Annotated in this window: 19 protein-coding genes; 13 read left to right on the top strand and 6 right to left on the bottom strand. The window is 68.1% G+C overall.

Annotated elements, in window-relative coordinates; all coding sequences use genetic code 11:
* Positions 1-7: 7 nt before the first annotated feature.
* Entirely contained in the window at positions 8-1,393 is a 1,386-nt protein-coding gene (locus tag F4560_RS42705; RefSeq protein WP_312869816.1) for a helix-turn-helix domain-containing protein, read from the bottom strand.
* 528 nt (positions 1,394-1,921) lie between these two features.
* Here F4560_RS42705 and F4560_RS42700 point away from each other — a divergent pair.
* The 5 genes from F4560_RS42700 to F4560_RS42680 all read left to right on the top strand — a co-directional run bounded on the left by F4560_RS42700 (position 1,922) and on the right by F4560_RS42680 (position 4,304).
* Positions 1,922-2,371: an NUDIX domain-containing protein gene (locus F4560_RS42700; RefSeq protein WP_184928696.1), complete on the top strand. Its 450-nt coding sequence runs from the start codon at positions 1,922-1,924 to the stop codon at positions 2,369-2,371.
* 178 nt (positions 2,372-2,549) lie between these two features.
* Complete coding sequence (locus F4560_RS42695) at positions 2,550-3,416, top strand: helix-turn-helix domain-containing protein (RefSeq protein WP_184928695.1); 867 nt, start codon at positions 2,550-2,552, stop codon at positions 3,414-3,416.
* The gene (locus F4560_RS42690; protein ID WP_184928694.1) at positions 3,416-3,763 is read left to right on the top strand and encodes an HC3 family zinc finger protein; all 348 of its coding nucleotides are present in this window, start codon (positions 3,416-3,418) and stop codon (positions 3,761-3,763) included. Before F4560_RS42695 ends, F4560_RS42690 begins: the two co-directional genes overlap by 1 nt.
* On the top strand, positions 3,760-4,035 hold the full coding sequence (locus tag F4560_RS42685) for a transcriptional regulator (protein WP_376775402.1): 276 nt from the start codon (positions 3,760-3,762) through the stop codon (positions 4,033-4,035). Before F4560_RS42690 ends, F4560_RS42685 begins: the two co-directional genes overlap by 4 nt.
* A 62-nt stretch (positions 4,036-4,097) precedes the next feature.
* The gene (locus tag F4560_RS42680; RefSeq protein WP_184928693.1) at positions 4,098-4,304 is read left to right on the top strand and encodes a hypothetical protein; all 207 of its coding nucleotides are present in this window, start codon (positions 4,098-4,100) and stop codon (positions 4,302-4,304) included.
* Between the two features lie 81 nt (positions 4,305-4,385).
* On the opposite strand, the gene F4560_RS42675 is transcribed toward F4560_RS42680, so the two are convergent.
* From F4560_RS42675 to F4560_RS42660, 4 genes are read right to left on the bottom strand one after another with little or no spacing between them, the layout of a single operon-like run.
* Positions 4,386-5,780, bottom strand: coding sequence for an NAD(P)/FAD-dependent oxidoreductase (locus F4560_RS42675; protein ID WP_184928692.1), 1,395 nt, complete (start codon positions 5,778-5,780; stop codon positions 4,386-4,388).
* A 51-nt stretch (positions 5,781-5,831) separates the two neighbouring features.
* Positions 5,832-7,061, bottom strand: a complete 1,230-nt coding sequence (locus F4560_RS42670; protein WP_184928691.1) for an MAB_1171c family putative transporter — start codon at positions 7,059-7,061, stop codon at positions 5,832-5,834.
* On the bottom strand, positions 7,054-7,605 hold the full coding sequence (locus F4560_RS42665) for an ImmA/IrrE family metallo-endopeptidase (RefSeq protein WP_184928690.1): 552 nt from the start codon (positions 7,603-7,605) through the stop codon (positions 7,054-7,056). The genes F4560_RS42670 and F4560_RS42665 overlap by 8 nt, the downstream gene beginning before the upstream one ends.
* Positions 7,606-7,664: 59 nt before the next feature.
* Positions 7,665-8,432: a helix-turn-helix domain-containing protein gene (locus tag F4560_RS42660; RefSeq protein WP_184928689.1), complete on the bottom strand. Its 768-nt coding sequence runs from the start codon at positions 8,430-8,432 to the stop codon at positions 7,665-7,667.
* Between the two features lie 277 nt (positions 8,433-8,709).
* Between F4560_RS42660 and F4560_RS42655 the strand changes: the two genes are divergently transcribed.
* From F4560_RS42655 to F4560_RS42630, 6 genes are all read left to right on the top strand, one after another.
* Positions 8,710-9,723: a diguanylate cyclase gene (locus F4560_RS42655; RefSeq protein ID WP_184928688.1), complete on the top strand. Its 1,014-nt coding sequence runs from the start codon at positions 8,710-8,712 to the stop codon at positions 9,721-9,723.
* Positions 9,724-10,221: 498 nt separating this feature from the next.
* Positions 10,222-10,416 (top strand): FxLD family lanthipeptide, encoded by a 195-nt coding sequence (locus F4560_RS42650; RefSeq protein WP_184928687.1) that lies wholly within the window; start codon positions 10,222-10,224, stop codon positions 10,414-10,416.
* A 76-nt stretch (positions 10,417-10,492) separates the two neighbouring features.
* Positions 10,493-13,606: a lantibiotic dehydratase gene (locus F4560_RS42645; RefSeq protein WP_312869815.1), complete on the top strand. Its 3,114-nt coding sequence runs from the start codon at positions 10,493-10,495 to the stop codon at positions 13,604-13,606.
* Positions 13,603-14,850 (top strand): lanthionine synthetase C family protein, encoded by a 1,248-nt coding sequence (locus tag F4560_RS42640; protein ID WP_184928685.1) that lies wholly within the window; start codon positions 13,603-13,605, stop codon positions 14,848-14,850. Before F4560_RS42645 ends, F4560_RS42640 begins: the two co-directional genes overlap by 4 nt.
* Positions 14,851-14,876: 26 nt before the next feature.
* The gene (gene fxlM / locus F4560_RS42635; protein ID WP_184928684.1) at positions 14,877-16,970 is read left to right on the top strand and encodes a methyltransferase, FxLD system; all 2,094 of its coding nucleotides are present in this window, start codon (positions 14,877-14,879) and stop codon (positions 16,968-16,970) included.
* Between the two features lie 3 nt (positions 16,971-16,973).
* On the top strand, positions 16,974-18,080 hold the full coding sequence (locus F4560_RS42630) for a hypothetical protein (RefSeq protein WP_184928683.1): 1,107 nt from the start codon (positions 16,974-16,976) through the stop codon (positions 18,078-18,080).
* Positions 18,081-18,103: 23 nt separating this feature from the next.
* Here F4560_RS42630 and F4560_RS42625 read toward each other — a convergent pair whose 3' ends face one another.
* Positions 18,104-18,307, bottom strand: a complete 204-nt coding sequence (locus F4560_RS42625; protein ID WP_184928682.1) for a transposase — start codon at positions 18,305-18,307, stop codon at positions 18,104-18,106.
* Positions 18,308-18,750: 443 nt separating this feature from the next.
* Here F4560_RS42625 and F4560_RS42620 point away from each other — a divergent pair, with 443 nt between their 5' ends.
* Together F4560_RS42620 and F4560_RS42615 are read left to right on the top strand one after the other, a co-directional pair.
* Positions 18,751-20,838, top strand: coding sequence for a GNAT family N-acetyltransferase (locus F4560_RS42620; RefSeq protein WP_184928681.1), 2,088 nt, complete (start codon positions 18,751-18,753; stop codon positions 20,836-20,838).
* A gap of 84 nt (positions 20,839-20,922) precedes the next feature.
* Entirely contained in the window at positions 20,923-21,387 is a 465-nt protein-coding gene (locus F4560_RS42615) for an ASCH domain-containing protein (protein WP_221483851.1), read from the top strand.
* The last annotated feature ends 44 nt before the right edge of the window (positions 21,388-21,431 follow it).

Below are 21,431 nucleotides of genomic sequence, written 5' to 3'. Positions count from 1 at the left end.
TCCTTCGTCAGGCGGCGTGATCGCCGACCATGGTGGTGATCTCGACGTCGAGCCGTTGGATCTGCTCGTGGTGGAGCAATGAGGCCAGATGGGGTTGCAGGCCGCGCAGCTTGCGCACGACCACACCGGACGCGGTGTGGCGGGCAGTCGCGAGTGCGGCCTCGGCGTATGTGGCAACTTGGTCGGGGTCGCGTCGGTGCACACCGACCATCGCCAGGTCCGTCAGCACCGCTGCTTTCCGCCGGACGGTCAGCTCTCCGGCCAAGGCGTCGGTCAAAGCCGTCTCGGCGAGTTCGGGACGGCCGAGCGTCACGTAACAAGTGCCGCGTTCCTCAGCCAGCCGGGAGCCGTCGAACCGCAGCCATCCGCCGTTGTGCACCTGGCCTTGCAACTGCTGGACCTCGCCCGCGGTTTCAAGTGCGCGCCGGCAGGCATCGAACTGCCCGAGACCGGCGAACGTCTCGGCCTGCACGGCTGCCACCCAATGACGGGTCGAAAGCGTGAGGTCACCCCGACGAGCAAGGTCGGCAGCCAGATCGAGCATCGGCGCGGCGTCCTTGAACTGGCGCTCGTAGACGGCGATGAACGCGTGCCGAGTGAGGGCACACGACCAGAGGTCGAACGCGCTTGCCTCCTTGGCTGCCGTCGCGGCAAGTGTGTAGCTGTGTGCGGCGTCGGTATAGCGGTCGCTGTCGAACGAGATCTCGCCGGCGAGCTGGAAAAGGTCGGCCGCGACTCCGCACAGTCGCTGCCGGATGGCAGGCATCTGCGGTCGGCGCAAGCCTTCGGAGAGGACGTCGAGCTGACTTCGGACCAAGGGCAGTACCTGGCTCTTGGTTGAGGCAAGCGCGTACACGCCCCACAAGTGGCTGTTGATCTGCTCGAACTCTGCGACGGCCGCGACATCCAGTCCACCAGGTCGGCCAACCGAACCAAGTCGCTCCGGGTCGATGACGGTTTCGAGTGCGGGCAATGCGAGCAAGGTGCCGGTCATGCTGAACAGGCGCAGCAGGTCGCGACGGTTCATGTCGTCTGTCTCCGCAGGGGCCGACTGGACAGGGATGGCGGTGCGGGGAGCGAGGTGTGCTCCTGCGTGATCTTCAACGTCCGTGGTCGCGGCAGTGGCGGCGATCGAGGGCGGAGCGCTGTTCTGCCTCGGGGGTGCGAGCAACGTACCGAGTTCTTCAAGTGTGAGGCCGAGCGCCTTCGCGATGCGCGGCCTCCGGTACGGCTGCGGTGTGAGATCACCACGTTCCCATCGGCCCACGGTGGAGAACTCCACACCGACGACAGCCGCGAGCGTCTCCTGGGTGAACCCCATCAGCTCACGCCGAGCCGCGAACTTCTCCCGCCGGTCACCCATGAACGTCACCTCACCATCGGTCACTGCCACGATAGCCGGCTACAGGTCAAGTCCCATCACCCACTCGGCAAGCGCTACCCGTTCGGGCTATGCCCCGCAGAAGATATTTGTGCAGGTCAGAGGCTTGACGCCTCTTTGCCGCCTCGTTCTCGCCCTCTACGCGCCCTGGTCGAGGTCGATCACCATGAATGGTGTGAGACCCACTGTCACCGACCCGGGCATTCCGACATGCAGCAGCGACGTCCAGCATCCGAACCGCACCCATCACAGTCCGTAGCGAAAAACACCGCGAAAAGTCATCTTCGTCAACTGCGCAGCGCGGTAACGGCGTGCGGACCCGCATACCCGAATGGTTGACGTGCCCTTCCTGGATCGGCTTGAAACGAGCAGGTAGGTGTACGCGTCGCCCGATCAACGTCCCGTCCGCGTTCCATAGCCGCTCTGGTGTGGTTCCGGTGGCCATCGTTGACTGAACCCGGTCCTGGGCGCGATCCGGTAGTCAGTCGGCGTCCACTGTGGACCGGAAGCGGTAGTCCGTTCCCCACCGGAAAGCAGACCATGAACCACGACGTCGCCTCAGCCCTCGGTCCACTTCTCACGGCATACGGCCTTGTTGGACGTGGTGATCACATCCTTCTTGTCCGCGACCGGCACGGCTCGTCGTACCAACTGCCGGGCACCGTCGTGCGCCCCGGTGAAACCGTGGATGACGCTCTGCGCCGGGCGCTCGGTGAACACGTCGACACCGGCATCGACCGCCTGGACTTCTGCGCCGCCGTGGAGCATCGCGTGCAGACCCACCCGGACGGCCAGTCGGTCTACGAAGTGACGCTGCTCTTCGACGTGACTCTGGCCGAGCCTGCCTCAGTTACCGCCCCCGAACGGGAACTGCGCTGGGTCGACGATGCCGACCTCGGCATCGTCGACCTGCGGCCCGCAGCGATCGCAAACCTACTGCGAACCGGTGCCTTCGCCGAAAGCAACGCTTGGTGGCCGACGCCGGCATGACACCCACATCTGTCCAGAGCATTCACATGCGACATAGCGGCCGCTGCGAGCACTGAACCCCGATCCACGGACAACCGACCGGGTCCGCACACCCGGCCGGACATGTGCGGCCGGTGCGGGCGCACCCCTCATGCCCCCGCACCGGCCGCATCCACCACGAATCTCACGAGGGATGTCGATGCAGACCGACGAGAAGACGGAGAAGGACACCGGCACGCCGAGGTTGAGCACCGCTCACAGCCGTGAACTCGGCGAAGAACTGCGGCGAACCCGGCACCGGGCGGCGATGTCGTCCGGATCGGTCGCGGAAGCCATGGGTTGGTCGCTCGGCAAGCTTTCCAAGCTGGAGACCGGCACCAGGGGCACCAGCGCGTGGGAAATCGGCACCTTGATCGGCAGGCTCGGCGCGGACAAACCCACCCGCGACCGGATCCTGATCATTGCCAGTGAACCGGACACAGGAAGCTTTCTCCGTCCGCACAACGGTATCCCGGACACGTTGGCTGCCTTGACCCTGCACGAACAGGCGGCGCGATCGATCATCGCCTACGAACCCCTCGCCATCCCGGCTCTGGCCCAGACCGAAGACTACGCATACGCCCTCACCGGTGACCGCGACCTCGCCAAGGCCCGAGTCTTCCGACGGGAGATCCAGCGCCGCCGCGCTGCGGGCGCCGACACGGTTCTCTATACGCACGAGGCAGCGTTGCGCATGATGACCGGAGGACCGGAGGTCATGCGCGACCAACTGTTGCACTTGACCTTGATGTGCGGATGGCCGCACATCACCCCGCGTGTCATCCCGATGACGGCACAGCCCCACGCCGCCCTCCAGAGCTCCGCCGCGCTGCTCACCTTCGCGCCGCCCACCAAACCTCTGGCCTACACCGAAACCGACGCTGCGACTGTGTTCCACGACCACCCGAGCGCGGTGGCCCGCTACCAGGCCAAGATGCGCCACCTCGCCGCATTGGCCCTGTCCGCTGCCAAATCCCACGACGTGATCGCACGCTGGGCCGATTCCTACGACCGGAAGTCACGCTGATGCCACCCCTGCGCCCGTTTCGCTGGCTGCCATACGACCGCCGTCGGCATGCTGTCAACGCGGAGGCCCGGGACAACGAAACGACCACCACCCTCTGCGACGAGAAACTGACCATCCCCGCCACTCCAGCCACGAGGGAAGAATGGTGCTGGCCCACCTGCTCCGCTTGCGACGCCGCGTGGCGGGCCGTCGAGGGGATCCCGCCCTTCCCCCGCCGGCCGACGACCACATCGCGCACGGCGAGCACGGCGGGAACCCGACGGAACGCCCATGCCTCGGTGCGCGGCAACGTCGCGGTGAAGCACCGCAGCGGCACCTCCGTCGAGGCGGCAATGTCGGAGGTATGACGACGATGCTTTACCGGGTCAGACTCCGGACGGGAGTGTTCACCTTCCTGCGCCGCACCAAATTCCGCTCGGAGTATGCGCTCGCCAAGGCAATGGGCGTGAACCGCTCCACCGTAAGTCGGGTCCTGGCTGGTGAGCTGCAACCCGGCTCGGCGTTCATCGCCGGTGCCCTCGCCGCGTTTACCCCGGTCACCTTTGAAGACCTCTTCGAAGTAGTCAACACGTCGGAAGCGATCCCGGCGACGCCCCCACCAGACCATCGCCCGTCGTGACAGTGACCAGAAGTCCTTCAGGGGATTGCTTGGCCACTGGCCAACGGCCAAGCTTGGGACACATGGATCACCGCGAACTGCGGTTCAAGCTGCCCGCTGATCTACCGAATCACATCTACGCCACCGTCGCCCACGCCATGTTCTCGGTGCTGGACGTGGCTGGAATCGCGGACGTCTGCTCGGTGTTGATCGATGACGGTGCCTCGGACGCGGACCTGAACGAGGCGTTCGATCGCCACAGCGAGTTCTACCCGTGGGGTGCATCCTGAATCATCGGTGTTACCCCACCTCCGCATCACGCACCGTGGCTGGAAGAGTCATCGGTCGGGATGGCCCGCTGAGCTGCTCCCTCAGTCGCTTGGAGTCGGTAGAGCGGGTTGTTCGTCGGAGGTAAGGGGTGGCTCGGTACGGGCTGGTTGGCGTGGCCCGAGGAGGATGCCCAGGATGACGGACGGTGCGAGCAGTCGACTGGGCGGTTCAGAGAGGGTGTAGACGTCAAGTTGCGCAGCAGCGACGGTGCGGCTGCCGGTGGCAGCCCAGGCGAGTCGGTCGAGGAAGCGTTGTTGCAGACGGGCCAGTGCGCCGGGACTGGGACCGATGGTGGTGGGGTAGCGGAGGTCTTGGCGGGTGGCCATGTCCCATGCGACGTCGGCGGTGTGGACGATGTCGCGCTGGATCCGGCCGGTGTCATCGTGCGGGCCGTAACGGCGTAGGCCAGTGTCGAGCGCGAGGGCGCTGCGGGCGGCGATGGCCATGCCGTGGCCGTAGATGGGGTTGAAGGTGCAGGCGGCGTCGCCGAGGACGACGAAGCCTTGAGGCCAGGTGGCGAGGTCGAAGTGGCGGCGTCGGTTGCCTGGGATGCGGAAGCCGCGGGGCGGGGTGAGAGGTTTTGCGGTGTCGATGAGGTCCGCGATGACGGGGTGGCGCAGGCTTCGGGCATAGCCGGCGAAGCCTGTTTCGTCGGTGGGAGGTTGGTGGTCGCGGCTGCCGACGAGGGTGACGATCCACTGTCTGTTCTCGATGGGGACCAGCACTCCGGCTTTGACGTAGTCGGTGCGGGTCGGATCGGACATGATGTTGATTTCGGGGAAGTCGTCTCCGGCCGTGGACGGTGCCTGGTAGATGCGGCTGCTGTAGAAGACCTGCGGGTCGATGTGTTGTTCGGCAGGTGCGGGCAGTCCCAGGTCAGTGAGCCAGGTGCCGGCGTCGGAGCCCTGGCCTGTTGCGTCGACGACGAAGTCGGCTTCGATGTGGCTGGTTCGGCCGGTCTGCCGGTCACGCACCCGGACCCCGGTGACGCGGTGGCCGTCTCCGAGCAGTCCGACTGCGTCGGTGGCCTGCCGGACGGTGATGCGGTCCTCAGTGAACACACGGCGACGAATCACCCAGTCCAACAAGGGACGACTGCAACCGATGATGAACTGCATCTCCTCGAAGCGTCCCAACCAACCCCGCGACATCAGGACGAGCAGTCGGTTCGGCGTGCCGATGTACTGGGCGCCGTGGTCGAGTAACGCCTGGGTGGTGCCGGGCAGGAGTTGATCGAGCGCGCGGGCACCGCCGGAGACCAGGACATGGGTGTGCCGCGCTTGTGGTGTGCCCTTGCGGTCCGCGGGGCCGTCGGGCAGACGGTCGCGTTCGACGATGGTGACCGAGTCGGTGTGACGGGCCAGCACGGAGGCGGCGAGCGTGCCAGCCAGTCCACCGCCCAGGACGACGGCACGTGTGCGATGTCCGGTGGGCAATGGAAGTGTCCTTTCCGGAGGGTGACCGCACGCGGCGGCACGATCGGTGGGCTAGCCGGTGCGGCCGGTGTCGTCGAGAACCGCGTTGCTCAAGGGATTGTTGAAGGCGCGGGCGATGAGGACCAGTCGTTGGCGTTCACCGGCGAAGGCGAGCCCGGCGTCGGCCGCTGTGTCGGGATGGTGGGCGCCGGCGGTGACCTTCGTCCTGCTGCCCTGGGCTCGGGCTCGCAGTGCGGCCTTGAGCTGTGCGGCTTCCACCAGCGCAAGGGTTTCCTGTTCGCCCAACCGTGCCTGGTTCGCGTGCGCACGTGCGGCTGTCGCCACGTCGGGATCACGGTAGGCGGGTAGCTGGTGCAGCCAGTCGTTGATCTCGATGACGCGCCAGAACAGACGGGAACGCGGGCTTATCCGGTTGGCCAACGACGCGGGTTCGTGCACCATCTCCGGCTCGACGCAGCGCAGCGCCCGCCACAGCACCGCCAGCCTGCGGTAGTCGCGGAGATCGCCGGTGAAGTGGGTGATCCGGTCCCACAGCAATGTCAGGCCCGTCCCCCAGGCGGCGATGCAGTTGCCGACGATCACCAACGGCACGCCGAGAATCGCGACCGCGGGCGCGACCTGACTGCTCCAGACGTCCAGTTCGGCGCCGAACCAGCTGCCGATGACGGCGACGAGGGTGATGCTGCCGTAGGCGACCGGGAACAGGATGCCGATCGCGGTGATGCGCAGTCCGCGGCGCAGCCAGGGACGATCGCCGGTGCGGGGGTCGAGGGACCACCGCCAGCACAGGCGGACCACGTTGGCCAGGCCGACCACGTAGGCCAGGAAGTGCAGGATCAGCAGCGGTGCGAGGTAGGGCGCGGTGGCGTAGGCGGCGGCGAAGTCGTGATGGTGTTCCTCGGGGCGCTGTCCGAGGGCGAACAGGACGAAGATCGCGGCCACGATCGCGCTGTAGGTCAGTACGAGCCATCGCGATGTCCGCCACGCTCGCGCGGGCGGGTGCGACCAGTAGACGAGCATGACCTGGATCGAGCACACGAACCCCAGCGCGAAGGCGAAGCCCAGGAGCACGGACAGGCTGTTGACTCCGGTGACGCGATCCAGGGCGATGCCGACGGTGGGTGCGCCAAGCAGTACCGACGGCGCGGCGAACACGCAGGACAGGCACACCGTGCGGATCGTGGCCTTGCGTTCAGCAGGGGCGTGGCGCAGGGCGCGGTACTTGTACAGGCCCAGCAGCGCGATCCCGACCGCCGCGGGAAGGAAGATCAGGTCAGCCACTGTGGCCTCGCGGTGGCGTGTAGCCCAGGGTGTACCAGGCGCGGACGGCCGGATCGTCCCGGCCGGGTTCGAACGGTCGGGCCTCCTGCCGGCGGGTCCAGTCGATCAAGCCTTGGGTGAGCGCGCCAGCGACCTGGTCGGCCTCGCGTTCCTCCGCACGGGACAGGGTGGTGCGGCCGGCGATCATGCGCAGCATGGTCGGCGACAGGTTCGGGTAGAACAGGGCGCGGGCTTCGTCTGCGTCGAGCTGCATCGGCCGGTGGCCGCAGAGCATGTGGCCGATCTCGTGCAACAGGATCAGCAGTCGGTGCACCCAGCTGCGGGCGGTGGTCACGACGATGACGTGGACGTCGTCGTCGGTGACGGCCCACAGACCGCTGAGCCCGGCCCCGAGGTCGTCGAAGCGCAGCCGGATCTCCCGCTGCATCCGTTGCGCCATGACCTCGCACAACCGGACGCACACCGTCTCGGTTGTCGCCGACGGCGCGAGATCCATGTCGCTGATCAGCTCGTCGCGCAAGGCCCGCAGTTGCCGCGTTTTCATCGCGTCACCACCGCCACCTCCGGGTGTCCTCGTGCGGCGCCACAGCGCGTACACGGGCATCAGTCGGCCGCTTCATCATCGATCACCTCGGGTCCGGCGTCGTCGAGAACCGGCGGCTCATGGTCGGGCCGTTCCAGGAGGCGCCGCACTTCCTCGTGCTCGACCTCGGGCCGCAACGCGCGGACCAACGCCAGCAACGCCTTCGTGCGAACCTCCGACGACGGCGATGTCGCGGTAGCCCTCAGGATGACCTCGTTGACCCCCAGGCTGTCCATCACCCGATGGGTCTCCAACTGCTCCTCGACCTGCGCGGCCAGCTCCTCGTCGAAGAAGTACGCAGGCTCCGCACCGAAAGCCATCGCGAGCGCCACCACGTGCTTGAGCTTGGGGTTGGAGTTCTTGCCGCTGCGCAGATCGCGGATGGTGTTCGGCGCGATCGTCCACCCTGTGTCGCCCGACTCCTCCGCTCGCCGGCGCACCGCCGCGGCGACGGCTTCGGGCGTCATCTCACCCTGGCCCGGCGGGTGCACAAGGGTGAACAGGCGGTTCAGCTTGACCGCGAACGGCCGGCCCGGCAGATCTGCCGTCCGATCCCGCCGGCCTCCGACGAAGAACGCGGGATGCACGTCCAACGCCTCGGCCACGGCCAGGACCGTCGCCAACGTGGGCTCGCGCAGCCCTTTGCGCAACTGTGCGACGTAACTGTGGGTGACGCCGATGGCCTGACCGAGCTCCACGTTCGAGTACGGGCGGCCCGTGGCGGACCGCGGCATCGTGCACAGGCGGTCCAAGACCGCAGCGAACGACGGCCATGCCGTGTAGTCCATAACGCCTACCTCCATCCGGTCCTTGTACCGGATTGAAGCAGTTCGCCCGATCGGGTTCATACCGGTTGATGAACTGCTCCTACCAGCCTAGAGTCGCCGGTACTCGGCTTCAACCGCCCTGAAGAGTGATACAGGGACTTCAGCGTTCGAGTACAAGCAGTTCGGGGGCATCGCGATGACGACAGCACCGACACCAGCCACCTCATGGCCCTCTCCACCACCGCCTCGACGGTGTGGAACCTGCGGACAGCCCGAGGGAAGCTGGGCAAAGGACCGGTTGACCGGCCTCCTGGACCGCTGGGGCTGGGACCTCCACGCCCCGCACGTCCTGGATCACGCCCGGCGCCACCACCAGTCGGCCGCCCTGCTCATCGTGGACCTCGACCACTTCAAACACATCAACGACGACATCGGCCACCCGGCCGGCGACGCCGTCCTACGCGCGACCGCACACGTGCTGCGTACCGCCGTCAGGGAGGCCGACCTCGTCGGGCGATTCGGCGGCGACGAGTTCATCGTCCTGCTCCCCGGCGCCGACATCGACCAAGCACTCGCTGTCGCGCGACGGATCAGCACGGGCGTCTCGGCCATCTGCCTCGACGTCAAGACCGCTCCCGGCGCGACGGCCGCCCTCCACAGCCTGACCGCGTCCATCGGCATCGCCGTCGACCGGCCGAGCGGAGACAACCCGGAGTCCATGCTGCTCGACGCCGACACCGCCTTGCGGGACGCCAAACGCGCCGGCCGCGCCACCATCCGGACAGCGGGCCGGCCCTTTGATCCCGACCACCACCACACGTCCCGCCTCACACCCACCACGCCGTCGCAAGCCGACGCCCCGGACGGACAACCGTCAACCACATCGGTCGTAGCAACGCAGGAGCCGTCCTACTGGCAGGGCCTGTACGAAGTGATCCACCTGCTCAAAGGCGAATGGGTACCGGCCATCCTCGCCGCACTCGCCAACGGCCCCCGACACTTCACCGAAATCCTCTCCACCATCCACGACACCACCCTCGGACAACCAGACACCGACCGCTGGCTGCACGACAGCATCCTCGGCAGAACCCTGCGCCGCATGGAGGACAAGAACCTCGTCACCCGACACGAGGAACCCGCCCGATTCCCGAAGTCCACCGTCTACGAACTCACCCCGCAGGCCGCGACACTGCTTTCAACACTCGCCCCCGCTGTCCACTGGCTCTCCGCCGAGACCGGCCCGTCGCCCCATCCGCAACAGGCTTGCGAGACGCGCAGTAGCCCGGAAACACCCCTACGAGCCGCAGGGTAACGCCGAATCGGCATCCCGGCCCCGTGCGAACACGGCGATCCGGGCATTGCGGTCCTCACCGTCGTTCCGTTGCCATGACAACCAACCGCAAGTCAAGGCTGATCACCCGCTCGGTGAGCTGTGCCTGTTCGGGTTACTACCCCACAAGAGAACTTTTCGCAGTTCAACGATAGTGACGCCTCGCTTCCGCCTCATTGCCGCCCCGCGTCCGCTCTGGTTGTCGTTGAGCACCAGTAGTTGACTGAGGTCGCTGCGTTCCGGGCGAACTGCCGCCTCCGGCCGCAGCCCGAGTACCTGGAAGCGCCGTTCACCAGAACGCGCCGCTGGAGATGCGCGCGGAGCGAAACCTCCCTGCACTTCCATGGGGAATTCCCGTTCGCGGACATGCCGGTGGGCGTTCGATGCACCGCGTTCAGGCTGGCTCGTCCGCCCAATCGGGCGGACAAGTCGTAGCCGACACGCGAGGTCTCGGGACGTGCAACAAACGAAGGAGGATCTGTGACGGTTCAGATGGAGCGGTTGGCTTCAGCGCCGATCGCGCGGGCCGCGGGAGCCGCGGGGGTCGAGGCGGACTCGGAGTTCGACCTCGACATCACGCTGGTCGAGGTGGTGGACCCTGCGCATTTGATCAACATGACGGATGACGGATGCGGCACGACATGCGAAAAGTCGACCTGCATCACTGCCGCCTGATCATCAGCAGCGATCGGACGCCCGCCTGCGTGGGCTGGCGTCCGATCTCGGCCCGTCGCTTTCCGAAAGGTGCCCGGTGACATCGGTCCTGCCCAACCGCATCGGCTTCCAAGCCGCAGGTGGTGCGTTGGTTCGAGCCGTCGCCGGAGGTGACCTGCAACTCCCGCCGTGGCCCGCGCTGGCAACGACAGGATCCGACGCTGTAGCCGGGTGGGTCGACTGGCTACGCCAGGTGTGGGGAATCGAAGCGGCTCGCGACGCCATCAGCCATGCCAGTCCCGTGCTGGCGGAGCGCCTCCAGGGCCTACTTGCCGCAGAGGTCCCCGGCGAGCGTGAGGCGCGGCGCGCGGCTCTGTCCGTGATGCGCTACGTAGCGCGGCTGATTGGCCGTCCGACTCCCAACGGCTTGTTCGCCGGGGTGGCCGTGGCCCGGTTCGCCTCGCGCCCGTCGCACCGCTGGGGTGGCGCTCATCGGGTTGTGGCCGGGGCCGAAGCCGGATGGCTGGCCCAGGTCATCGTTCGACTTGAAGGTCAGCCCGCAATCCTGGGGCGATTGCTCGTAGTCGCCAACAGCACGCTGATGGTACGGGGCGAGCGTCTTGTCCTGCCGTACCAACCGAACACGAACAACCTGGGTACCGGTGCGGTCGAGGTCGCGCTCCGCTACACCGGCCCGGTGCGTGCGGCGGTGGATGCCGCACGGGAACCGATTCGCTTCGAAGACTTGCGCACGAAGATCCAGACCAAGTTCCCTCACGCCTCCGACGGCAACGTGGCCGGCCTGCTCACCACGCTGGTCAATCACCAAGCGCTCATCACCAGCCTCCACGCGCCCAGTACCGAGCCGTATGCCTTGGGGCACCTGCTGCGGGAGCTGAAGGCGGTCGGCGAGGCCGCCGCCGAGCAGTCCACGGCGCTGAACGAGATCGACGTGCTGTTGCAGCGGCACCAACACGGCCTCGCGGACGCCCGCCGCACGCTGCGTGCCGCGGCCGCCGGCCGAATGAAGTATCTGGCTCCTTCACGACGACACCCCGTCGCAGTCGACCTGCGGCTGGATGCGGACGTCGTGCTCACCCAGGCGGTCGCTCGCGAAGCCGAGCGCGCCGCGCTGTTGCTGGCACGCTTGACGCCTCACCCCGACGGCACAGCGGTCTGGGCGGACTACCACCGGCGCTTCTATCAGCGGTTCGGTACCGGCGCGCAGGTGCCGCTGCTGGAGGTCGTCGCGGACAGCGGTATCGGCTGGCCCGACGGCTACCCCGGCACCTCCCGGCCTGATTCCCGCCCACAGCGCACAGCCCGCGACGAGAGGCTGCTGGCGTTGGCGCAAGTTGCAGCGTTGGACGGGCGGCACGAAGTGCTCCTCCACGAGGCGTTGATCGCCGAGTTGGACCAAGCAGCTACTCGCCCGGTGCGACTGCCCGCCCATCTGGATCTGTGTGCCCGCATCGACTCTCCCAGCCTGGCCGCCCTAAAGGACGGGGAGTTCGGGCTCACGGTCACGTCGGTCTCCCGGTCCGCCGGAGTCGTCGTCGGCCGCTTCCTGCACCTGCTCGACCAACACGATCGCCAGGTGTTGACCGCACCGCTCCTCGGCTCGCCGTGCGCGGACGGTGTGCTGTCCGCGCAGCTGTCGTTCCCGCCGCTGGACCCCGCCACCGCACACGTCACCCGGACCGTCCGCGTTCTGCCGACCGTGATCAGCCTCGCCGAATACCGCGTGACCGCCTCGCCCGAGGTGTTGACGGCCGACGACCTGGCCCTCAGTTGCGACAGCGAGCGCCTGTACCTCACCGCCCCCGGTCTCGGCGCGAGGGTGGAGGCGTGGGGAACGCACGCACTCAACCTCCGCAAGCACACCCCGCCGCTGGCCCGTTTCCTGATCGAACTCACCCGCGCCCACTGCGCGCAGGTCACCGACTTCGATTGGGGCGCGGCGGCCACACTGCCGTTTCTTCCCCGGCTGCGGTCCGGTCGCGTGGTGCTGTCTGCGGCGCGGTGGCGGCTCGCCGCCGGCGACCTGCCCGGCCGGAACACCGACTGGACGACCTGGGGCACCGCACTGGCCGACTGGCGCACCCGTCGGCGCCTGCCGCGGCGTGTGCTCCTGGTGGATGGGGACTGGCGGCTGCCGCTGGACCTCGACCAGGACGTGCACCGCGTACTTCTGCGCGAACACCTGAACGCCAACCCGCACGCGGTGCTGGAGGAAGGCCCCGCCGAGGACGCCGCCGGATGGTTCGACGGCCGGGCCCACGAGATCGTCGTGCCCCTGGCCGCCCGCCAGCCGCAGACCACGACGCGACCGCCACTCCCGATGCCCCGACGCATCGTCCGGCCCCGCGAACACGGCCTGCCCCCTGGCGCGTCCCCACTGCTGTTCGCCAAGCTCTACGGTGCCCCACAGCGCCAGGACACCGTGCTCGCCGAGCACCTGCCCGCGCTGCTCGCTGAATGGGGCCGCGACCAGCCGCAGTGGTGGTTCCTGCGGTTCCGGGAAGGCAGCGAGCACTACCTGCGGCTGCGGATCGCACTGCCCAACTCCGAACCGGCGACGTTCGGCGAGGCCGCCGGCCGGATCAGCGCCTGGACCGACCGGCTGCGCCGGCAGGGCCTGCTGCGCGAGGTCGCCTTCGCGACTTCCTATCCGGAGACCGGCCGCTGGGGTTCGGGCGCGGCGCTGGCCGCCGCCGAGGCCGTGTTCACCGCCGACTCCCGCGCCGTGCTCATCCAGCTCGCCCAGCCCGCGCGCCCGCACCACCATGTCCTGGCCGCCGCGAACTTCGCGGCGATCACCGTCGCGTTCACCAGGCAGGTCGACGCCGGTATGCGGTGGCTGATCGACCACGTCCCGGCGAAGCCGCCCACCACGGTCCCGCGACCGGTCTTTGCCGAGGCACAGCGCCTGGCCGACCCTCGCCAGGACTTCCGGGCGCTACGCGGCGCACCGGGTGGGGCGGCGATCGTGGCGGCGTGGGCGGCACGGGCCCAGGCGCTGGTCGCCTACCGGTCCCACTTCGCCGCATCCGACACCGACGGTGTCGACCCGGACGCCGCCCTGGGCTCGTTGCTGCACACCCACTTCCTGCGGGCCTGCGGCATCGAGGCCGAGGACAAGGCGGTGTGCATGTACCTGGCCAGGGTCGCGGCACTGACGTTCACCACCCGTACAGGAGAGCCGCGATGAGCCCGGACCTCGCCGTGGACACCACAATGGAGTTCGCGGTCGAAATCGCAGACCGGTACGCCCAGCCCGACGCCGCCGACCTTCCCACTGATCAGGCGTGGTGGCATCAATCCCTCGCACACGGTGCCCCCGGCATCGCCCTGCTGCACATCGAGCTGGCGGCAGCCGAGCTGCGGCCGTTCCGCCGCGCCCACGACTGGCTGACCGTGGCCGCCGGGAAGCCGGTCACCACCGGAGCGAGCACGGGGCTGTTCTACGGTGCCCCGGCCGTCGCACATGCCCTCGCGGCCGGTGCCGCTGTCCGCCCCGGCACGTATCGATCCGCACTCACGCCGTTGACCCGGAAGATCGCTGCAGATGTCCACGATCGCGTCGATACGGCGCACAGCCGCATGGATGCCGGGATGCTGCCGTTGATGGCCGAGTTCGACGGGATCCGTGGATTGGCCGGTGTCGGGGCTTACCTTCTGCACCACGACCCCGGCGGCACCGCCCTACGGGCAGTACTGGACTACCTGGTGCGGCTCACGCAACCGGTCACCAACGACGAGGGCACGGTGCCGGGATGGTGGGCTCCCACCGGACCCACCGGTCGCGACGAGGACGACTTCCCCGGCGGCCACGGCAACTTCGGGCTCGCCCACGGCGTCTGCGGACCGCTGGCACTGCTGTCCCAGAGCCTCCATCGAGGAGTCGTCGTGGCAGGGCAGCGCGAGGCGATCGAGACGATCTGCGCGTGGCTGGACTCCTGGCGCATCGACACCGCCACGGGGTACCGCTGGCCTTACCTGATCACCCGAGACGAACTCGGCTCCAGACCTGCGAGAGTTCAACACAGCGGGGCGAACCGCCGCCCGAGTTGGTGCTACGGGACGGCGGGCATCGCACGCTCCCTGCACCTCGCCGCCCTGGCCGTCGGTGACGCCGCTCGCCGCCGTGTCGCCGAAGATGCTTTGGTCAGTGCCCTGACCGACCCGACGCAGGATGCGCTGATCGGCGATGCCTCGCTGTGCCACGGCTATGCCGGGCTCGCCCGCATCGCCACTCGCGCCGCCAGCGACGCCGACGAACCTGTCGCGGCCCGACTCCGCGCGCTGGCCACCGAACTGCTCATGCGCGCGATTGCCCAGCCCGTCACCGACAACCCCGGTCTGCTGGAGGGCGCCTCAGGGGTAGGGCTGGCCGTCCTCGCAGCGGTGACTAAGCCCGCGACGGGCTGGGCCACCTGCCTGCTGATCACCTGACCCGATCGAGAGGAGACCCCGAGCCGATGCCGCCAGACAGCCACTGGCATCACTACCTGGTCGAGTTCGCCAACCCACCCACCGCCGAGCACGTCGCCGCGAACGTGCTCGCACCCGCGCTGGACCAAGCCCAGCAGGACGGCGAGCTGCACTCGTGGTGGTACCTCCGCAAGACCCCCGCTTGGCGGCTGCGTTACCGACCGGCAAACCCCGACACCACGGTGGTCGACACCCTGCTGTCCGACCTGGTGGACCGCGGGCAGGTCGCGAGCTGGACTCACGGCATCTACGAACCCGAGATCCTCGCCTTCGGCGGTCCTGCCGGGATGGACGTCGCCCACACGCTGTTCCACCACGACAGCCGACACTGCCTCATCCGTGCCAACGGCGCGGGCTCCGCCCCGGCCTTGGGGAAGCGGGAAACCACGGTCCTGCTCTTCAGTGCCATGCTCCGCGCCGCCGGGTTGGACTGGTTCGAGCAGGGCGACGTCTGGGCCAAGGTGACCGCCCTACGACCGGCCACCCACGCCCACCACACCAGCGCCCAGCGCACCGAGGAACTGAGCCGAGCCGTGCGGCGACTGATGACCGCCAACGCCCGAGGCCTGCCCGAGCTCGTGCCCGAGACGTGGTGGGCGGCGTTCGACACAGCCGGGCATCGTCTCGCCGCGCTCGCCCGCGAAGGTCGCCTGGAACGGGGCCTGCGCGCGGTCCTGGCGCACCACTTCATCTTCCACGCCAACCGCGCTGGACTCTCCGGACCCGATCAGGCCACCCTCGCCGCGCTCGGCGTCGACGCCGTTTTCCACAGCACGCCTACCCGGCAGGCACCAGCCGGGACCACCTCCGACAACGTTAGGGTTCCCGCAATGACGGCTACTGTGAGTGACGCCTCCACCGACTCCACCGACGAGCTTCGCGCCGAACTCGCCGACCGCCTCGTCAAGGACGGCACCGTCCGCACCGCGTCCGTCGAGGCCGCCTTCCGTCAGGTGCCCCGCCACCTGTTCCTTCCGGGCCTCCCGCTGACCGAGGCGTACGCCGACGAACCCGTATACACCAAGCACGAGGGAGACGGCACCCGCATCAGCGCCGCGTCACAACCCAAGATCGTCGCCATGATGCTCGAACAGCTCGGTATCCAGCCCGGCGAGCGGCTGCTCGAACTCGGCGCGGCCACCGGCTACAACGCCGCCCTGATGGCCACCCTCACCGGCCCGACCGGGCACGTCACCACCATCGACATCGACGACGACCTCGTCACCGGCGCCCGCGACCACCTCGCCGCCGCCGGTATCGACAACGTCGAGGCGGTCGTCGCCGACGGCGCGCTCGGCCACCCCGAAAACGCGCCCTTCGACCGCGTCATCGCCACCGTCGGCGCCCACGAGATCCCCACCGCCTGGCTGGGGCAACTCGCGCCCGGCGGGCGCCTGGTCGCCCCCGTGCGCCTGGCCGGTGCCGCCTCGCGCAGCATCGTCTTCGAACGCGACCAGGACGGCTGGAGCAGCCTGGGCAGCGAAATGGCGATCTTCATGCCCCTGCGCGGCCTCGGCGACGACGCCCGCCGCGTCCTCGACCTCACCGGGACCGGCGAGGTGACGCTACAAACCCACAAGGACAACAACCACGCCACCGACCCGGACACCCTCGCCGGAGTCTTCGACACCACCGGCCAGGAGGTGTGGACCGGCGTGCACTTCGTCCCGATGGAATCGTTCGAGTGGCTGGACCTGTACCTGGCCTGCCACCTGCCCAACCCCCTCATGCGCATGGAGGTCGCCCCCACCGTCAAGGACAGCGGCCTAGTCAAGCCGATGTTCCCCACGGTGGCGATGGCCACCACCACCGCCGACGGCAGCCTCGCCTACCTCACCATCCGCCCCGCCGAACCCGGCTCCGACGGCGGCCGGCGCTACGAGGTCGGCGTCATCGGACACGGCACCGGCGGACAGGAACTCGCCGAACACGTCGCGACCGAGATCACCACCTGGGACCAGCGGTTCCGCTCCCGCACCGTCCGCTTCGGCATCCCCGACGCGCCGCCCCGGACCGACGCGGACGCCCGCCGCGCGGTCCTGGAACGCCCCCACAACCCCATGACCATCACCTGGGAGTGACGAATGGACCCCACCGGCCAGTTCGCTCGCCGCTTTCCCCTCGTCGCCCGGACACGCCTGGCCTGCATCCCCTTGCCACGTCGCGTGGCCGAACTGTGCGACCGCGCCCGCGAGGCCGAACGCACCAGCGACCGCACGGAGGCGTCCGCGGTGCACAACCAGGCGGCGCTCATCGCCTCCGACTGCGGCCTGCCCGACCTGGCCCGGCAGTGGTGTCATCAGCAGGTGAACATCTCCCTGCGCGCCCATCCCCTGGGCGCGCAGGGAGCCCGCCTCGCCCTCGAACCGATGACCAACCTCGCGCGCCTGTACATCCGCGAAGGCCAGGGCGAGCGCGCCTTCACGCTGATGGACACCCTGTTCACTGCGGTCTCCTCCCGCACCGATGCCGCCATCGACGGCGTCGAGATCCCGGCTGACCTCACCGACTCCGCCGAGACCCACCAGCAGATCCGCAGCTGGTTGTGGGCCGTTCTGCTGGCCGCCGGCGGCCGTGCTCTGGCTGCCGATGGACGCTGGGCAGACGCCCGCGCCCGGCTCAGCGAGTACAAGGGCATCGGACGTCGAATGCTCGACGGGCGTCAGATCGCAGTCATCGCACACGCCGTTTCAGGCGACACCACCAGTGCCCTCACCCTTCTGGCCGACACAGCACCAGGAGAACCGTGGGAGAACGCCGTGACCGCGTGCCTGACCATCCAGTGCCACAACGGCTCGGGTATGACCGACCTGGCCACGCTACTGGACCGGTACCACCGCCTCGACACCTCCACACCCGGCTTGACGGTCTTCCGCACGCGGCTGGGCTTGTCCTTCGTAGACGCCATCGGCACCGTCGACGATCCACCGGCGCACGCGATCGCTGCCGACCTGATCGACCACGCCACCACCGCACGAGACGGATACGCCGCCCGCGACCTACTCGCCCACAGCGGCTGCCGCGAACTCCTCACCGACAACCAAACACGCGAGCTGACCGAGCTGGTCGACGCCTGTGCCCTGGGCCGCAGCACGCTTCCGGCCACGCTGCAAGCAGATCTCACGACAGCACTGGCCACCGTCGAAGAGGTCATGGTCCGCGGGTCTGTCAAACGAGTGGCTGGCCCGTAGTCGATGGTGACGTTGAGCATCTGTCAGGGCAGGAGGATGCGGTGGCAGAAGAGTTCGAATCCGGCGCAACCGTGCATCTGCCTCATGATCGTCTTGGTGCGGGTGTTGCCGCACTCGGTGCGGCCGTTGTGGTAGGGCAGGGCGAAGGCGGCGTGCACAGCGGACCAGTCGATCGCGAGACCGTTGGTGAGAGTGCGCAGGTGCGGTCGGTCGACGGCGCGATCCACTCGGTAGGTTTCACGTCGTTGTCCGTAGCCGGTGTCAGCAGGACGGCGATGCCGCGCACCAGGCTGGCGAGTGCGGTCATCTCCGGGCAGGCCGCACCGATCTGCTTCAGCAGGTCGTGTCCTTCGGGCGCAGTTTGTCGCCCAGTGCGAATCAGGCCGCGGTGCCCTGGTTCCCGTACCAGCGGTGGGACTGAACTCCTCGCCGCGAGCTTCCACTTGGGCGCCAGGAAGCAGAAGAGTCTCGACGAAGTCGAGCCATCGGTTGATCTCGTTCTCCGTGGGCACCAGCTCGTAACCAGAACTGGACAGGCCGATCGGGTGACAACCCGATCGCAGGAGATCCACCCCGTTCCGAAGAGTCGAGTGACGGGGCGATGCGTCCACCCAGGTGAACATCGAGCACTTCCTCGTGCAGAACGGGCCCCTGAGTTCAAACTCCAGCAATGGTCCTTGCGTCCGCGAACGTTGTCATCGACGTCGTTTCGGGTAGCGATACCGTCACAATCGAACACTTGGTCGAATTGGGCAACAAATCCCGCAAGACGCTCGGGCTGCTTCCGCGGGCGGCCTACCACGAGGCAGCCGCCAGGGGACACGTCCTGTCCGCTCGAAGCAATGGCGAGTTGGTCGGCTACGCGCTATTCCGGTTGCCTCGCAACGAGGTCGTGCTGACCCACCTGTGCGTTGCGCGCGAGCATCGGCGTTCCGGAGTGGCGCATCACCTCGTAGACGCTGTCAGCAAACGGTACCCGTGGAGACAGGGTCTGCGAGCCAAGTGCCGCGACGACTACGCCGACATCCAGCGTGTCTGGCGTGGGCTCGGCTTCAGCCAACTGGGGCGCGCCCGAGGGCGCGGCGACGACAACGCGCCGATGACAGTCTGGTGGCGCGACCACGGCCATCCGAACCTGTTCACGCCGGTAGACGAGCCCACGGTGCTGACGGTCGCGATCGACACCAACATCCTGATGGACCTGCACACCAGAAAAAGTCATGCGCAGGCCGAACGCTCGCAGGTGTTGCTCGCCCCGGATGTCGCCGACCGCATCGAGAAAGTGGTACCGCACGGCCTCGAACGCGACATCGAACGCCACCCCGCAGAGCTTCGCCGAAGGCTCCTCGACGCGGCGGCGCGCTACCGGCGACCGCACGGCTTCCCGTCGAAGGCCGAGCAGCTGTACAACACGTTGTCCGAAGCGGTGAACGCGAAGTTCAAGAACCACGCGCCCACCCAACAGGACCTCGGGGACCTGTGGCAGATCGCCGAGACCGCTGCTGCGGGTGTCAAGGTGTTCCTCACCTGGGACGAGCGCCTGCGCACCACCATCGTTCCGCTTCTGCTGGAGATGAACACCGACCCCGAACTGTCCGGGCTCCGAGTGATCGACCCGGACCACCTCGTGATCCACCTCGACGAACTCACCGACGCTGCCGCGTACCGACCGCGTGTGCTCGCCGGCAGCCGGTTCAGCACCGAACTGGCGGACTCCGACTCCGAGTCGATCCTGCTCACGTTCCTCGACCGGCCGGGCGGCGAGACCAAACAGGATCTCAAGACACGCCTGCAACGCCTCGCCCAGCTCCCCCGCTCGCACTCGATCATCCGCGACACGAGCGGGACGCCGGTCGGGTGCTACGCCTCTATCATGGACGGGCAGGTCCTTCGGACGCCGTTGCTGCGGATCGCCGACCACGGCGACGCGGACACGATCGCGCGTCACCTGCTCTGGACGTTGCGGCTGACCGCCCGCGCGGAGGGTGCGAAAGTGGTGCGGATCGACGATCCCTACCTCTCGCCCCTGGCGGCTCGCGCGGCAAGCCACGAGTCGTACCAACACGTCCATGACGCGTGGTATGCCTGGGTGATCGACACGGCGGGCTCGGGGCTCGACGTCAGCGCGACCGTCACCTCCGCCCGGGGCCTGGCCAACCTCGACGCCGCCGCGCTCCTCTCCCCCAGCCTGCCCGCGGACGCCGCGGCGCAGTACGAGCGAACCTGGTGGCCGGCGAAGATCACCGACAGCGCCCTGCCTCACTATGCGGTCGCCATCCAGCCCCGGTGGAGCGCCGAACTGTTCGGCGAGCCCCAGACGCTCACCCCGAGGTCCACCACCCTGGCACTGGGTCGGGAGCACGTCTACTACCGCACCGGCCGTCCCAGCACCCTCAAAGCGCCAGGGCGGATCCTCTGGTACCTGACCAAGCATCCGATGAACGGGCAAGGGCGGTTCATCGGCACCTCCCTGCTCGACGCGATCGAGACGGGCAGCCCCGAAGACCTCTACGCGAAGCTCGCCCACTACGGCGTCTTCACACTCGACGACGTCCGAAAAGTCGCCGATAGGCAGCAGCAGGCGCAGGCGCTTCGCCTGTCCTACACGGAGATGTTCCATCGTCCGGTGTACTGGGACGAGTACATGAAGCTACGCACCCATCCGGACAACCCCAAGCGGATCCAAGCGCCGGTCCGAATGCCACAGGCCACCTTCGCGGCGATCTACGCGATGGGCAACAGGTCCGAAAACACCTGATCAACCGACACATCAGCCACCGTGATCAACACACAACCGCAGCCTACGTCGATTCCACCCCCGGTACCACTAAGGTCACTGCTCGTGACAGCGACTGCGGCCGAACCCAGCGTGTGGGCGCCAAGCCTGCGCCCACTCCTGTTGTCGCTGCGGCCCAGGTTCGCCGAAGCCATCCTCGACGGCACCAAAACCGTCGAACTGCGCCGAACCCGCCTCTCCGCCCCGGACGGCACCGGCCTCGTCCTCTACGCCAGCACCCCCGTCATGGCCGTGCTCGGCACCGCCGTCCTGGTCGAACGCGACACCGACACACCCGACAGGATCTGGCGACGCCACAAGCGCAGCCTCGGCCTCACCCGATCCGAATACGACGCCTACCTCGAAGGCGCCAACCTAGCCACCGCGATCACCGTGGCCTCACCGCATCGACTGGCCGAACCCCACACGCTCTCCGCACTCCGACGCGGAGCCAAGTTCCAACCACCGCAAAGTTTCCGATACCTCTCGGACGAAGACCCCGAAACACTGCGGTCCATGTTCCGCAACTGACCCAGCCCTTCCTTCGACAGGTACTCGAACTGGCCCGACAACTG

Source organism: Saccharothrix ecbatanensis (assembly GCF_014205015.1).
Classification (GTDB): Bacteria; Actinomycetota; Actinomycetes; order Mycobacteriales; family Pseudonocardiaceae; genus Actinosynnema; species Actinosynnema ecbatanense.
The sequence above is the reverse complement of the archived record's forward strand: the minus strand, read 5'-3'. Positions and strand labels throughout refer to the sequence as shown.

Excerpts from the sequence above, each read along its gene's own strand:
- F4560_RS42620 (WP_184928681.1), top strand. The coding sequence starts at position 18,751 with ATGGTCCTTGCGTCCGCGAACGTTGTCATCGACGTCGTTTCGGGTAGC.
- F4560_RS42690 (WP_184928694.1), top strand. The coding sequence starts at position 3,416 with ATGCCACCCCTGCGCCCGTTTCGCTGGCTGCCATACGACCGCCGTCGG.
- F4560_RS42685 (WP_376775402.1), top strand. The coding sequence starts at position 3,760 with ATGACGACGATGCTTTACCGGGTCAGACTCCGGACGGGAGTGTTCACC.
- F4560_RS42660 (WP_184928689.1), bottom strand. The coding sequence starts at position 8,432 with ATGGACTACACGGCATGGCCGTCGTTCGCTGCGGTCTTGGACCGCCTG.
- F4560_RS42695 (WP_184928695.1), top strand. The coding sequence starts at position 2,550 with ATGCAGACCGACGAGAAGACGGAGAAGGACACCGGCACGCCGAGGTTG.
- F4560_RS42680 (WP_184928693.1), top strand. The coding sequence starts at position 4,098 with ATGGATCACCGCGAACTGCGGTTCAAGCTGCCCGCTGATCTACCGAAT.
- F4560_RS42665 (WP_184928690.1), bottom strand. The coding sequence starts at position 7,605 with ATGAAAACGCGGCAACTGCGGGCCTTGCGCGACGAGCTGATCAGCGAC.
- fxlM (WP_184928684.1), top strand. The coding sequence starts at position 14,877 with ATGCCGCCAGACAGCCACTGGCATCACTACCTGGTCGAGTTCGCCAAC.
- F4560_RS42640 (WP_184928685.1), top strand. The coding sequence starts at position 13,603 with ATGAGCCCGGACCTCGCCGTGGACACCACAATGGAGTTCGCGGTCGAA.
- F4560_RS42630 (WP_184928683.1), top strand. The coding sequence starts at position 16,974 with ATGGACCCCACCGGCCAGTTCGCTCGCCGCTTTCCCCTCGTCGCCCGG.
- F4560_RS42700 (WP_184928696.1), top strand. The coding sequence starts at position 1,922 with ATGAACCACGACGTCGCCTCAGCCCTCGGTCCACTTCTCACGGCATAC.